The organism is Micrococcus sp. EYE_212 (genome assembly GCF_023147585.1).
Taxonomy (GTDB): Bacteria; Actinomycetota; Actinomycetes; order Actinomycetales; family Micrococcaceae; genus Micrococcus.
The window spans coordinates 65,046-77,968 of record NZ_JAHXOZ010000004.1; the positions used below are offsets into that span (position 1 = coordinate 65,046).

Below are 12,923 nucleotides of genomic sequence, written 5' to 3' on the forward strand. Positions count from 1 at the left end.
CGCTAGGGAAATCGTCGTCTCCATCCTGATCCGCTGGGAGGGAGACGACGATTTCCCTAGCGAAAACGCAGGGGCGCGGGAGCCGGGCGGGGCGGGGCGGGGCGGGGTGCAGGTCAGCGGGTCGGCAGGACGGCCCGCACGGTCCAGCCGTCGCCCATCGGGCCGGCGGTGAGCGCGCCGCCGAACACGGCCACGCGCTCGCGCATGCCCGCCAGGCCGAAGCCGGAGGGGATGGCCGAGACCACCCGGCTGGCCCGCGGCTCGCCCGTGGTGAGCGGGCTGGTCACCTCGAGGACGAGGTGGCCGTCGTCGTCGAACCGGGAGCACAGGTGCACCGTGCCGCGGCGCGGAGTGTGCTTGAGGATGTTGGTCACGGACTCCTGCACCACGCGCAGCACCGTGAGCTCCATGGAGCGGGGCAGGCGGTCGAGGTCCGCGAGGGTGCGCTCCACGGCGAAGCCGGCCGCGTGCAGGCGCGACTCGAACTCGTCGAAGCGGGCCGGCAGGTCCACGGCGATGTCGCCCTCGGCGGTCTGCGCGTTGCGGTCCGAGCCGCGCAGGGCCGTGAGCATGCGCCGCAGGTCCACGAGGGACTGGCGAGCGGCCTCCTCGATCGCCGTCTCCGAGGCGGCGCGCGCCGCGGGGTCGGTCTGGGTGGGCAGCATGGCCGCCTGCATGGTGATCACGGTGAGGCCGTGCGCGACGACGTCGTGCAGCTCCGCGGCGATCCGCTGGCGCTCCTGCTCCGCGGCGCGCAGGACCTGCTGCTCCCGGGCCTCGGCCTCCGCCTCACGCGCCCGGGCGCGGTGCCGGGTGCGGCGGACGAAGATCGCGGGGATCGTGGGCAGGGCTGCGAGGACGACCGTGAAGATCATCGTGCCGCGCAGGCCCTCTGCGTCGGCGGACGGGGGGTCGGCGAGCACCTCGCCGGCGACCGTGAGCACCGCGACCGCCGCGAGCGCGCCCCACGCGAATCCCGCCCGGGAGTAGCGGGCCACCAGCGGGGCGCCCAGGATGATCCCGCCCACGAAGGCCAAGGGGTTGAGGTGGGCCTGGTCTGGGCCCACCAGACCCAGGAGGCTCACGGCCGTCCCCGCGAGGACGAGCGCGGCCGCGAGGCTGGGCTGCCACGCGAACAGCAGGGTCAGCACCACGGAGATCGTGGCGAGCGCGAGGATCACGGCGGTGCTGGGCTGGTCCCCGGCGGACGTCGGCGCGCCGCCGTCCGCGTACAGCCATGTTTCCAGGAGGGGCCCGACGAGGGAGGACGTCACCTCCAGCACGACCAGCAGCCCGGCCAGCGCGTAGAGGATGAGCCGCGTGTGCCGGGAGACCGGCTCGGCCTGCAGCACACGGGGCATGCGGGAGTCCGCCGCCGACGCGAGCCCCGCGGGCTCCGGGGCGGCGGTGCTCATCCGAGCTCCACGAGTCCGGCGCGGGCGGCACGGATGAGGACCTGCACGCGGTCGCGGACCTGCCACTTCTCCAGGACCTTGCCGATGTGGGACTTCACGGTGGCCTCCGCGAGGAACAGCGCCCGCGCGATCTCGGCGTTGGAGGAGCCCTTGGCGAGCTCCCTGACCACGTCGAGTTCGCGCTCGGTGAGCCGCTCGTGCGCGGCCAGCGGCTCGGCGGGGCCGACGGAGACCTCCTGGGGCGCGGCCGCCACGGCGGCCACCAGGTCCTGGGCCACACGCGCGGAGAAGACCGTGTCGCCCGCGTGGATGCGGCGGATCGCGTCCACGACGTCGGCGGGCGGGGCGTCCTTCACGAGGTAGCCCGCGGCACCGGCGCGCAGGGCGGGGACGAGGTACTGCTCGGACGAGAACGTGGTGATCGCCAGGACGCGGGTGTCCGGCAGCTCCGCGGTGATGTGCGCCGTGGCCTCCACCCCGTCCATGCGGGGCATCTGCATGTCCATCAGCACGACGTCGGGGGTCCGGGCGCGGGCCAGGGCCAGGGCCTGGAGGCCGTCCTCGGCGGAGCCGACCACCTCCATGTCGTCGGCCTGCGCCACGAAGTGCTCCAGGGCGGTGCGCATGAGGGTCTGGTCGTCGGCCACGACTACACGGATCATGCCGTTCAGCCTAGGCGCGCGAGCGGGGCGGGCGCCTCCGCCGAAGGGCGGGATGTGGGCCCGCCTGCCGCTCACCGCGGCAGCAGGAACCAGCCCATCACGGACATGAGAACGATGCCGGCCAGCATGGTGGGGAACAGCACCGCGAACAGGGCGCCGCGGCTCACGGCCCAGCCGGGCATCTCCGAGGTCTGGGAGCCGGCGGCCATGCCGTGGGCCACCTGGATGCGTGCCGGGCCCGGGATGATGCCCCAGCCTGCGGCGGCGTTGTGGAGGCCGTTGGTCCATACGGGCGGCACGCCCAACGCGGCCCCCGTGTCCATCTGGAGCGGGCCGAAGAGCGCCATCGCGCCCGTGTTGGACGCCGTGATGAACCCGCCCAGGGCCGCGATGACGGGGACGGCCAGCAGGTAGGACTCCCCCATGCCGCTGAGCGCGCCCGCCAGCGCGCCGGAGACCCCGCCCGCCGAGAGCGTCAGGCCGAACGCCACGTACAGCGCGTTGGGAATGGCGGTGCCCACCCACAGGCGCGCGGCCTCCCCGGGCACGGCGCGCCGCCCCGCGGCGTCCAGGTGCAGCAGGCGCACCCCCACGCCGACCGCCACGAACGCCCACAGCGCCGGGGTCCCGACGACGGACAGCGGCCCGCTCAGCGCGAGCGCAGACTCCGCCGTGGTGCCGATGACGGTGCCCACCATGAGCGTGAGGTACGGGACGACGTCGCGCCCCGGTCCGGGCGTGAGCCGGCCCCGACGGACCACGAGCAGCCAGGCCACGGTGAGCACGAACGTGCCGAGGGCGCCCGCCGGCGCCGTGCCGACCAGCAGGTTCGCCCCCAGGATGAGCGCCCACTGGGCCACGCCCGAGAGCAGGGCGACCCCGATCCACGGGGCGAGACGGGCCGGGCCGGCGTCGAACCGCGTGCCGCGTGACCCCCGGAGCAGCAGCACCGTGACCACGCCCGCGAGCAGCGAGGCGGGGAGGTTGAACACCGCCGTGGTGACGCCGAGCTGCTGGAAGTCCAGGTGCCCCAGCCGGGCGCCCAGCAGGGTTCCCGGCGCCATGGACCCCCACGGCCCGATGGTGAGGGCGAGCACGGCCATCACCGCGGACCGGAACGCCGTGTACCCCAGGCCGATCAGCAGCGGCACGCCGACGATCAGCGAGACCCCGAAGCCCGTGACCGTCTCCAGGAACGGGATCACGCCGTGCACCATGAGCAGGCCCGTGGCGATCGAGGGACCCGCCCCCGCGGAGAGCCACTGCCCGAGGCGCTGGTGCGCACCGGTGTGCTCCATGACGCGGGAGAGCGTGATGCCGCCGGCGATGATCGCGAGGATCTCCAGGACCGTGGGCACGCCGCCGGCGAGCGCGACGCCGAGCGCCCCCGGGTCCACGCCGAACACGGTGGGAGCCAGGACGGCGGCCAGCAGCGCGCCGGCGGCCGGGGCCACCCACGCGGGCAGCTTCGTCAGCAGCAGGGCGAGGGTGAGGAGGATGGGGGCCAGCGACCACAGGACCTGCACACGCACCCCCTCTCCCGGGCCTCGGACCCACCCACTGTAGGCCCCTCCTCCTAGGCTGGCGGCATGGCCATGACCCCCGTCTCCCCGCATGACGTCCTCTCCCCCGCGGTGCCCGTGTTCGCCGCCCCGATGGCCGGCGGGCCCTCGACGCCCGCGCTCGTCGCCGCCGTGCTGCGCGCAGGCGGGGGCGGCGTCCTGGCCGGCGGGATGCGAGCCCCGGAGGAGGTCCGCGCGCAGGTGGACGAGCTGCGGCATCTCCTGACCGCCGGATCCCGGGGGGAGGAGCACTGGGGCGTGAACCTCTTCGTCCCGGATGCGGTCAACACCGCCGTCCCGGCGGGTGCGCGCACCGCCGCCGCGCGCGCCCGCCGGCGCGACGACGTCGCCGCCTACCGCGAGCGCCTCGCGCCGGTGGCGGAGGAGCTCGGCGCGGCCCTGCCCACGATCGAGGACGCCACCCCGGACCCGGACGCCGAGCGGGACGCCTTCGAGGCGATGCTGGCCGCGGCCGAGGAGCAGGCCTGGCCGATGGTGACCTTCACGTTCGGACTGCCCGCCGCAGAGGTCTTCGGCCGGCTCGCCGCCGCGGACATCGTGGCCGGGGTCACCGTGACGAGCACGGCCGAGGCGCGCGCGGCCGTGCGGAACGGGGCGGCGTTCCTCGTGGTGCAGGGCCCGGAGGCGGGAGGCCACCGCGGCACGCTGGACCCGGCCGCGGACCCGGGGACCACGGGAGCCGTCGCCCTTGTGGCGGAGGTGTCCGCCGCCGTCGGGCCGGGCATGCCGCTCGTGGCGGCGGGCGGCGTCGCCTCCGCGGCGCCGGTCCGCACCCTCCTCGGCACGGGCGCCACCGCCGTGGCCGCGGGCACCGCGTTCCTGCTCACGCCCGAGGCGGGCACCTCGGCGGTGCACCGCGAGGGCCTGCGGCAGGCCGCGGCGGGCGGGGCCTTCACCGGCGACGACGGCGTGGCCGACACCGCCGTGACCCGCGCCTACACGGGGCGCTGGGCACGGTCCCTGCGGACCCCGTTCATGGCGGCGTTCCCGGACGCGCCGGCTGCGTACCCGGAGGTCAACGTGCTCACGACGGGGCTGCGCGCCGCGGCCGCCGAGCGCGGGGACCTGGGCCGCGTGCACCTGTGGGCCGGCACCGGCGCCGGCCGCGTGCGGGAGGCGGACGCCGCCGCCGTGCTGGCCTCCCTCGACCCCTGCTGAGCGCCCCCGGGGCCCGCTCCGAGACCCGTCGTGCCGGGGGCGTCATCCCCCGGTCTGACGCGCGGCGAGCGGCCACGCCCCTAGGCTGGCCCGCGTGAACCCCCTGCACCGGATCGACCAGTGGATGCGCGCCCACCCGGTGCGCACCGACGTGATCACCACGGTCCTGCTGCTCCTGGTGTTCGGCGCGGGGCCGTGGGTCATGCTGGGCACGCTCGCGGGCCCGGCTCCGGTCGAGGCCGCGATCGCCATCGTGCTCTCCGCAGGGATGGTCCTCCCGTGGGCGGCCCGCCGCACGCGGCCGGTCGCCTCGGCCGTCGTCGTCGTGGTGTTCGCCGTGCTCCACCTGCTGTTCGGCCCGGAGTTCAGCGCGGTGCTCGTGCTCGTGCCGATGACGGTCTACAACCTCGCGGCCAACGCCCCGCGGTGGGTCTCCTTCGCGGGCCTGCTGACCGCGCTCGCGGGCGGCCTGCTCAACGGCCTGCGCGTATGGCTGTTCCCCGCGGCGTTCACCGGCGCCGAGGGCGTGCAGTCCCCGCCCACGCTCGAGGCGTTCGTCATCATGACGATCGGCTGCGGCTCCGTGGTGCTGACGGCGTGGGCGTTCGGGGACACCGTGCGCCACCGGCGGCTGGCCCTGCGCGCTCTCGAGGACCGCGCCCGCCGGCTCGAGACGCAGGCGCGCCAGGAGCGCCAGCTGGCCGCCGCGGACGAGCGCAACCACATCGCCCGGGAGATGCACGACATCGTGGCCCACTCGCTGCAGGTGATCATCTCCCAGTCCGACGGCGCCCGGTACGCCGCGGCCGCCAGGCCCGAGATCGCCGTGCAGGCGCTCGGCACCATCGGGCAGACGGGCCGCGCGGCGCTGGCGGACATGCGCCAGCTGCTCGGCGTGCTCCGGGAGACCGGCCAGACCGTGGCCGGGGTGCCCGGCATCGCGGAGTCCGGGACGGGCGCGGGGACCGTGGAGCCCTCCGCGCCGTCGACGCCCCGCGCCCCCGGCCCCGCCGCCTCGCCCGGCGGCCTCGGCTCCCGTCCCGTGGAGCACCGCCCGCAGCCCCGACTGGCGGACGTGCCCTCGCTCGTCGACACCATGCGCCTCTCCGGCCTCGAGATCTCGCTCTTGGAGACGGGCACCCCACGCCGTGCGCTCCCGGCGGGCGGTGAGCTCACGGCGTACCGGATCGTGCAGGAGGCGCTCACCAACACGCTGCGCCACGGCGGCCCGCGGGCGCGCGCCTTCGTGACCCTCGCGTGGACCGCCCGCGGGCTGGACATCCAGGCCGACGACGACGGGCGGGGCGCCGGCGCCGACCCCGCCACGGCAGGCTCGGGCCAGGGGCTGCGCGGACTCGCTGAGCGCGTGACCCTGTTCGGGGGCACCGTGGAGACCGGCCCGCGCGTCGGGGCCGGCTTCCGCGTGAGCGCGCACCTGCCCTACTCCGCGGTCTAGAGCCCGCCGCCGAGAGGCCGCCGCCGAACTCCCGCCCGCGGACACCCGCCGTCGAACACCCGCCCGCGTCTCTGCCGGGCGCAGTATTGCCAAGCAACCACGGGGGTCACCTGGCAGTACTGCGCCCGGCGGCATGGAGAGCCGTCCGTCTGAGAGGATCCGAGCATGAGCACTGCCCCCGAGCGTACCGACCCGTCCGACGCCCCCATCCGCGTGGCCCTCGTGGACGATCAGGCCCTGATCCGCGGAGGGCTGGCCATGCTCGTGGACTCCCAGCCGGACCTCACGGTCGTGGCCGAGGCCGGCAGCGGGCGCGAGGCCGCTGGCTCGGTCGCCGTGGCGGGCGCCGACGTCGTGCTCATGGACGTGCGCATGCCGGAGATGGACGGCATCGAGGCCACCCGCGCGCTGCTGCGCCGGCCGGACGCCCCGCGCGTCGTCGTGCTGACCACCTTCGACCTGGACGAGTACGCGTTCGACGCGATCGAGGCGGGCGCCAGCGGCTTCCTGCTCAAGGACGCCCCGCCCGAGGAGCTGCTCTCCGCGATCCGCACGGTGCACCGGGGCGACGCCGTGATCGCCCCGTCCACGACGCGCCGGCTCCTGACGCACATGGCCCCGCGCCTGCGCTCGGACCAGGTCCGCAGCGCGGAGTGCCAGGAGCAGCAGGCGGCCGTGGCGTCGCTGACCCCGCGCGAGCGCGAGGTGCTGGTGCTCATGGCGCAGGGCGCCGCGAACCTGGAGATCGCCGCCGAGCTCGTGCTCTCCGAGGCCACCGTGAAGACGCACGTGGGCCGGGTGCTCGCCAAGCTCGGCGCCCGCGACCGCGTGCAGGCCGTGCTCATCGCCCACCGCGCAGGCCTGGTGCAGTACTGAGGCTGCCGCGTCGGACCGGCGCCGGCGCCCGGCCGAGCCGCCGCAGCGGACGGCCCTCACCGTTCATACCCGGGTATGACACCCGCCCGAGGGGAAGTCATCCGGACGGCGGTCCCGCCCGCGCGCCGCGCCCCGGATGATGGAGTCACAGCGCCCCGATGGGCCTGTCTCGTACCCGGGGAGTGACCGCCATGACCACGATGCACACCGAGCCCCAGCCGACGGCACCGCACGAGTCGGCACCGACCAGCGCCGCGGCACCCACCCGTCCCACCGGCCCCACCCGTCCCACCGGCCCCGCCGGCCGCGGGAGCACCTCCACGGTCAGGGACGAGCGCGACGGCGACTGCCTCGTGTTCTTCGTCTGCCTCGTCACCGGCGCGCTGGCCATGCTCGGCCTCGCCCTGCTCACCGACCTCGAGGGCCTGCCGCGCCTCCTGCTCACCGGGGCCATCACCACGCTGGCCGGGGTGAGCGTCTCCGTGCTCTGCCGCACGGAGGACTGAGCCGCGCTCAGCCCGCCGTGGGCCGCAGCCCGCGCAGGTACACGTCGAGCAGCCAGTGGTTCTGCTCGGGGAAGCGGTCCAGCACGTCCGAGGTGAGCGGCCTCGTGAGCGTGAGCAGCCCCATGAAGTAGTGCCGGGCCGTCAGGTCCTCCCCCACGAGGCCCGCCTCGGCCGCCATCGCCACCGCCCGGTCGGCGAGGTCGAGGATCTCCTCCTCGGCCTCGTCGAAGAGGTCGTGCTGCGGGAGGTCGCGGGCCGTGACCGAGTCCAGCGCGGCCAGCATGGACGTCAGGTTCACCTCGGCCAGCTCGCTCGCGAGCCGGCGCCACCGCTCCTCCGGGTCCCCCACGCCCGCGATGAAGCGGGTGAGGATGCGGCGGATGCGCACCACCACCTGCTCGAGGACGGCCGTGAGCAGGTCGCGCCGGGTGGGGAAGTGCCGGTACAGCGTCCCCACGCCGAGACCGGCCTCCTGCGCCACGGCGCGCAGGGACATCCCGGCGCCCTGCTCCTGGAGCAGGTGTGCGGCCGCGGCCAGCAGGTCCTGGCGGTTGGCGCGGGCGTCGGCTCTCATGCCCCCATCCTCCCATCCTCCTCAGGTCAGGTGCCGGTCCACCCCCGGTATGACCCGAGGCGCGCCGCAGTCCATCCCGTGCTCCGATCCCGTGCGGGCGCTGCCCGCGGGAGGGTGGGCCCATGAGCACCGCAGCCGCCTCGCCCCGCGACCACACCTCCCCCACCGCCGGCCACGCCGTCGCGTCCTCCCCGCTCGCCACCGGTGCGCCCGGACCCGCCGCCACCACGACGACGGCGCACGCCGTCTCGGCGCGCGCCCTCACCCGCTCCTACGGGAAGGGCGACGCGCAGGTGCACGCCCTGCGGGGCGTGGACGTGGACTTCGAGACCGGCCGCTTCACCGCGATCATGGGCCCGTCCGGCTCGGGCAAGTCCACGCTCATGCACTGCCTCGCGGGCCTCGACACCCCGACCTCCGGGTCCGTGATGCTGGGCGGCACCGAGATCACGGGCCTGGACGACACCGCGCTGACCCGCCTGCGCCGGGACCGGGTCGGCTTCGTGTTCCAGTCCTTCAACCTCGTCCCCACCCTCACCGCGGAGCAGAACATCGTGCTGCCGCTCGAGCTGGCGTCGAAGAAGCCGGACCGCGCGTGGCTCGAGGAGATCACCGCGACGCTCGGCCTCACGGACCGCCTGAAGCACCGCCCGCACGAGCTCTCGGGCGGCCAGCAGCAGCGCGTCGCCGTCGCCCGCGCCCTGCTCACCCGCCCGGACGTGGTGTTCGGCGACGAGCCCACCGGCAACCTGGACACCGCCGCCTCCGCGGAGGTCATGGGCCTGCTGCGCCGCTCCACGCGGGAGATGGGCCAGACCATCATCATGGTCACGCATGACCCCGTGGCGGCCTCCGCCGCGGACCGCGTGGTGCTGCTCGCCGACGGCGTGCTGGCCGGCGAGCTGATCGGCCCCACGGTGGAGTCCGTCACCGAGGCCATGACGGCGCTGTCCACGGGTGCGGCGCAGGGCGCCTCGGCCTCCGTGCGGGGCGGGGTGCGCTGAGCATGTGGACCGTCGCCCTCTCCCAGCTGCGGACGCAGCCGCGCCGCTACATCTCCGTCATCCTGGCCATCCTCATCGGCACGATGTTCCTGGCCGCCTCCTTCCTCGTCTCCTCGAGCGGCCAGGCCACCCTGCGCACCACGCTCGGCAACACGTACGCCGCCGGCGACCTCGTGGTCCTGCCGAAGGCCTCCGACTCCTCCGCCGAGGACCCCACGGCCGCCTTCCCCGGCCTGGCCGGCACGGCGGGGCAGCCCGGCCCGCTCGGGCGGATCGAGGGCGTCGAGGAGGCCTACTCCACGCAGCTGACGTGGGCGACCGCGACCACGGGGGACGCGGACTTCGGCGCGATCGTCCAGCCGGTGCCCCGCGACTCCTCCCTGATCGCCGTCTCCCTCACGGAGGGCTCATACCCCGCCCCCGCCGATCCGCGCGGCATCACCCTGGACACCTCCACCGCCGAGCGGGAGGGCGTGGCCGTCGGCGACGTCGTGACCCTCTCCGGCGATCCGGTGGGCGGCACCATCGAGGCCACCGTGACCGGCCTGACCACGCCCTCCCCCGATCCCACCCTCTCCTCGGGCGGGCAGATCTGGGCGGGAGGGCCCACGGTGGCGGCCGTGCAGGAGCCGCAGGTCGGCGATGCCGGCGCCGTGGACGCCTACAGCCCCCACGTGCTGCTGCGCCTGACCGACGGCGCGGACCGGGACGCTGTCGCCTCGGCCGTCACCGGCGTCCTCACGGAGCGCGGCGTGTCCGCCGAGGTCCGCACCCCGGACGACGCCGCACGCGCCACCCTGGCCGACGCCAGCGGCGGCACGGACGTCTTCGGCTGGATCCTCGGCGGCTTCGCCGCCCTGGCCCTGCTGGTCACGGCCCTCGTCATCGCCAACACCTTCCAGGTGCTCGTCGCCCAGCGCACGCGTGACCTCGCGCTGCTGCGCACCCTCGGCTCCACGGCGGGGCAGGTCCGCACCTCCGTGCTCGTGGAGGCGCTCGTGGTGGGCCTGATCGGCTCCGTGCTCGGCGTCGTCCTCGCCGTCGCCGCGACCGCGGGCCTCGTGGCCGCCGTCCGCGCGATGTTCGAGATGAACACCCTCACCTTCGCCGCCGATCCGGTGACCCTGCTGGTCACCGTCCTGGTCGGCGTCCTCGTGACGCTCGCCGCCGCGATCGCCCCGGCCCTCGCCGCCACCCGCGTCTCCCCGCTGCAGGCCCTGCGGCCCGCGGAGGAGGTCCGCGCGGCCTCCCGCGGCGGCGTGGTGCGCACCCTGATCGGCACCGTGCTGGCCGTGGGCGGCACCGCCCTCATGCTGTTCGGTGCGTTCGCCCCCGAGCCGCTGTCCGCGATCGGCGGCGGAGCGCTCTCCTTCCTCGGCGTGCTCCTGCTGGCCTCGCTGTTCGTGCCGGCCGCCGTGCGCGGCGCGTCCGTGCTGGCCCGCCCGGCCGGCGTGCCCGGCCGCCTCGCGGGCCTGAACGCCACGCGGCACCGCTCGCGCACCGCGGCCACGGCCGCCGCCCTCCTGGTGGGCACCACCCTCGTGGCACTCTTCCTGACGGGCGGGCGCACCGCGCAGGACACGACCAACCTGGCCCTGGACGCCGCCTACCCGGTGGACCTCGTCGTCTCGGTGCCCGCCGGCGCGGACGCCGCAGCCGCCGCCGAGCGCGTGCGCGGGGTGGACGACGTCGGCGCCGTGGCCCTGGCCGTGCCGGTCGGGACCACGGAGAACGGCTCCACCGTGCTCGCCGCGCCGAGCGCCGCCCTGCGTGGCGCCGTGGCCGACCTGCCCCCGGACGAGGAGGCGCGCCTCGGCCAGCCGGGCACCGTGTTCGTCCCCGAGTGGGTGGAGGGCGACGTCCCGGCCACCGTGGCCGGCGCCGAGCGGACCCTCGCCCCCGTGCGCGGCGGCTCGCTCGGCTCGGGCGTGTACGTCGCCGAGGAGACCGCGCGCGCCGCCGGGTGGGACGGAGCGCCCGTGGCCTTCGACGGCGGGGTCACCGTGCCCAGCCAGCTGCTCGTGGCCCTGTCGGGCAACGTGCCCGTGAACGAGCTGCAGGCCCTCGCCGACGACGTCACCGAGGCGGCCGGCTCCGGCGCCGTCATCATGGACGGCGGCGCCCCGACGCGCGCCGTGTACGCCCAGATCATCGACGCGATGCTGTGGATCGTGGTGGCGCTGCTGGCCGTGTCCGTGCTGATCGCGCTGGTCGGCGTGGCCAACACGCTGAGCCTCTCCGTGATCGAGCGGACGCGCGAGAACGCGCTGCTGCGGGCCCTGGGCCTGACGCGGCGCGGGCTGCGCGGGATGATCGCGATCGAGTCCGTGCTGATCGCCGGAGTGGCCGCCCTGCTGGGCTGCGCGCTCGGCGTGTTCTACGGATGGGCCGGCTCCCAGCTCATCCTGGGCGACCTGCTCGCGAACTCGGGCGGATCCTCCGTGGTGCGTCCCACCGTTCCGTGGCTCGAGCTGGCCCTCATCGTGCTGGTGGCCGCCCTCGCCGGACTGGCGGCGGCGCTGCTGCCCGCTCGTCGGGCGGCGAACCTGAGCCCCGTAGAGGGCCTGGCGGCCGTGTGATGCGGGCCCGGCCGCCGGGCACTCCGGGCCCGGCGGCCGGGTGGCCCGCGAGAGACGCCCGGGGCTCCCCGGCGGCGCGCCGCCGACCGCAGACAGGCTCGGCGCCGCCGTCTAGCGTGGGCCCCATGAGCGAGACCTCCGTCACGAACCTCTCCGCCACCCCCGATCAGCCCGCCGTCACCGTCGGCTCCCCCGTGTGGATCGACTACACCGCCGTCGACTTCCCCGCACAGCGCGCCTTCTACGAGGCGCTGTTCGGCTGGACCTTCGAGGACGAGGGCGAGGAGTACGGCCACTACATGATGATCCGCAAGGACGACGCCACCGTGGGCGGCGCGATGGACGCGGCCGACCTGCCGCCCGCACCCGAGGGCATGCCGCCGGCCGTGTGGACGGTGTACCTCAAGACCGAGGACATCGACCGGACGATGGAGCTCGTGGCCGAGCACGGCGGGACCGTGGTCAATGAGCCGATGGACGTGGGCCCGCTCGGCCGCATGGCGATCGTGGAGAGCGCCGGCGGCGAGGCACTGGGCTTCTGGGAGCCGGGCGAGTTCCCCGGCCACGACCTGCCGCTGACCCCCGGCACCTCCGTGTGGTTCGAGGTGATGTCCACGGACGTCGCCGCGGACGCCGCGTTCTACCGGAACGTGGCCGGCTGGGACGTGGTCCCGATGCGCGGGGACGCCCCGGACGACGACGGCGCGGCGGGCGACGTCGACCCCGGTGCCGCCGGCGAGGGCCCCGCGTACGCCACGAACTTCGCCGACGAGGACTCCACCGCTGGCCTGTGCGACGCGACCCCGTGGCTGCCCGAGGGCACCCCGAGCTACTGGCGCCCCTACTTCCAGGTCACGGACATGGAGGAGGCCGTGCGCGTCGTGGCGGAGCACGGCGGCCGCGTCGTGGACGGGCCGATGGACTCGCCGTTCGGCGTCGTCGCCTCGGTGCTGGACCCGGCCGGCGCGACGTTCCAGCTGAACCAGCCGCCGCGCGGATGAGGGCGGCGCTGCCCGCCGCTCCTCCACGACGCACCCACTCCAGCCCCTCGTGGTGACCCGCCGCGTCGGCGGCACGCGCGCGGCGCCGGATCTCCCCCGCGCGGGGGAG

Annotated in this window: 11 protein-coding genes; 7 read left to right on the forward strand and 4 right to left on the reverse strand. The window is 75.7% G+C overall.

All coding sequences use genetic code 11. The annotated features are described in order from the left end of the window. Nucleotides 1–113 precede the first annotated feature (113 nt). From KZX60_RS04040 to KZX60_RS04050, 3 genes are all read right to left on the reverse strand, one after another. Complete coding sequence (locus KZX60_RS04040; protein ID WP_248115750.1) at nucleotides 114–1,415, reverse strand: histidine kinase; 1,302 nt, start codon at nucleotides 1,413–1,415, stop codon at nucleotides 114–116. Then, nucleotides 1,412–2,077, reverse strand: coding sequence for a response regulator transcription factor (locus tag KZX60_RS04045; protein WP_248115751.1), 666 nt, complete (start codon nucleotides 2,075–2,077; stop codon nucleotides 1,412–1,414). Before KZX60_RS04045 ends, KZX60_RS04040 begins: the two co-directional genes overlap by 4 nt. 71 nt (nucleotides 2,078–2,148) lie before the next feature. Next, a complete protein-coding gene (locus KZX60_RS04050; RefSeq protein WP_248115752.1) occupies nucleotides 2,149–3,609 on the reverse strand; it encodes an L-lactate permease in 1,461 nt (486 codons plus the stop codon). 57 nt (nucleotides 3,610–3,666) lie between these two features. Here KZX60_RS04050 and KZX60_RS04055 point away from each other — a divergent pair, with 57 nt between their 5' ends. The 4 genes from KZX60_RS04055 to KZX60_RS11960 all read left to right on the forward strand — a co-directional run bounded on the left by KZX60_RS04055 (nucleotide 3,667) and on the right by KZX60_RS11960 (nucleotide 7,656). Then, nucleotides 3,667–4,818 (forward strand): nitronate monooxygenase, encoded by a 1,152-nt coding sequence (locus KZX60_RS04055; protein WP_248115753.1) that lies wholly within the window; start codon nucleotides 3,667–3,669, stop codon nucleotides 4,816–4,818. Nucleotides 4,819–4,912: 94 nt separating this feature from the next. Then, on the forward strand, nucleotides 4,913–6,274 hold the full coding sequence (locus KZX60_RS04060) for a histidine kinase (protein ID WP_248115754.1): 1,362 nt from the start codon (nucleotides 4,913–4,915) through the stop codon (nucleotides 6,272–6,274). 165 nt (nucleotides 6,275–6,439) lie between these two features. Further along, entirely contained in the window at nucleotides 6,440–7,150 is a 711-nt protein-coding gene (locus KZX60_RS04065) for a response regulator transcription factor (RefSeq protein WP_248115755.1), read from the forward strand. A 191-nt stretch (nucleotides 7,151–7,341) separates the two neighbouring features. Next, the gene (locus KZX60_RS11960) at nucleotides 7,342–7,656 is read left to right on the forward strand and encodes a hypothetical protein (RefSeq protein ID WP_282442581.1); all 315 of its coding nucleotides are present in this window, start codon (nucleotides 7,342–7,344) and stop codon (nucleotides 7,654–7,656) included. A 7-nt stretch (nucleotides 7,657–7,663) separates the two neighbouring features. On the opposite strand, the gene KZX60_RS04075 is transcribed toward KZX60_RS11960, so the two are convergent. Continuing rightward, nucleotides 7,664–8,230, reverse strand: coding sequence for a TetR/AcrR family transcriptional regulator (locus KZX60_RS04075; protein ID WP_248115756.1), 567 nt, complete (start codon nucleotides 8,228–8,230; stop codon nucleotides 7,664–7,666). Between the two features lie 122 nt (nucleotides 8,231–8,352). Between KZX60_RS04075 and KZX60_RS04080 the strand changes: the two genes are divergently transcribed. The 3 genes from KZX60_RS04080 to KZX60_RS04090 all read left to right on the forward strand — a co-directional run bounded on the left by KZX60_RS04080 (nucleotide 8,353) and on the right by KZX60_RS04090 (nucleotide 12,814). Then, nucleotides 8,353–9,234, forward strand: coding sequence for an ABC transporter ATP-binding protein (locus tag KZX60_RS04080; protein WP_248115757.1), 882 nt, complete (start codon nucleotides 8,353–8,355; stop codon nucleotides 9,232–9,234). 2 nt (nucleotides 9,235–9,236) lie between these two features. Beyond that, complete coding sequence (locus tag KZX60_RS04085) at nucleotides 9,237–11,813, forward strand: FtsX-like permease family protein (RefSeq protein WP_248115758.1); 2,577 nt, start codon at nucleotides 9,237–9,239, stop codon at nucleotides 11,811–11,813. Between the two features lie 125 nt (nucleotides 11,814–11,938). After that, a complete protein-coding gene (locus KZX60_RS04090; protein WP_248115759.1) occupies nucleotides 11,939–12,814 on the forward strand; it encodes a VOC family protein in 876 nt (291 codons plus the stop codon). Nucleotides 12,815–12,923: the final 109 nt, after the last annotated feature.

Coding starts and splice junctions, on each gene's coding strand:
- KZX60_RS04040 (WP_248115750.1), bottom strand. CDS start 1,415: ATGAGCACCGCCGCCCCGGAGCCCGCGGGGCTCGCGTCGGCGGCGGAC.
- KZX60_RS04045 (WP_248115751.1), bottom strand. CDS start 2,077: ATGATCCGTGTAGTCGTGGCCGACGACCAGACCCTCATGCGCACCGCC.
- KZX60_RS04055 (WP_248115753.1), top strand. CDS start 3,667: ATGGCCATGACCCCCGTCTCCCCGCATGACGTCCTCTCCCCCGCGGTG.
- KZX60_RS04065 (WP_248115755.1), top strand. CDS start 6,440: ATGAGCACTGCCCCCGAGCGTACCGACCCGTCCGACGCCCCCATCCGC.
- KZX60_RS11960 (WP_282442581.1), top strand. CDS start 7,342: ATGACCACGATGCACACCGAGCCCCAGCCGACGGCACCGCACGAGTCG.
- KZX60_RS04075 (WP_248115756.1), bottom strand. CDS start 8,230: ATGAGAGCCGACGCCCGCGCCAACCGCCAGGACCTGCTGGCCGCGGCC.
- KZX60_RS04080 (WP_248115757.1), top strand. CDS start 8,353: ATGAGCACCGCAGCCGCCTCGCCCCGCGACCACACCTCCCCCACCGCC.
- KZX60_RS04085 (WP_248115758.1), top strand. CDS start 9,237: ATGTGGACCGTCGCCCTCTCCCAGCTGCGGACGCAGCCGCGCCGCTAC.
- KZX60_RS04090 (WP_248115759.1), top strand. CDS start 11,939: ATGAGCGAGACCTCCGTCACGAACCTCTCCGCCACCCCCGATCAGCCC.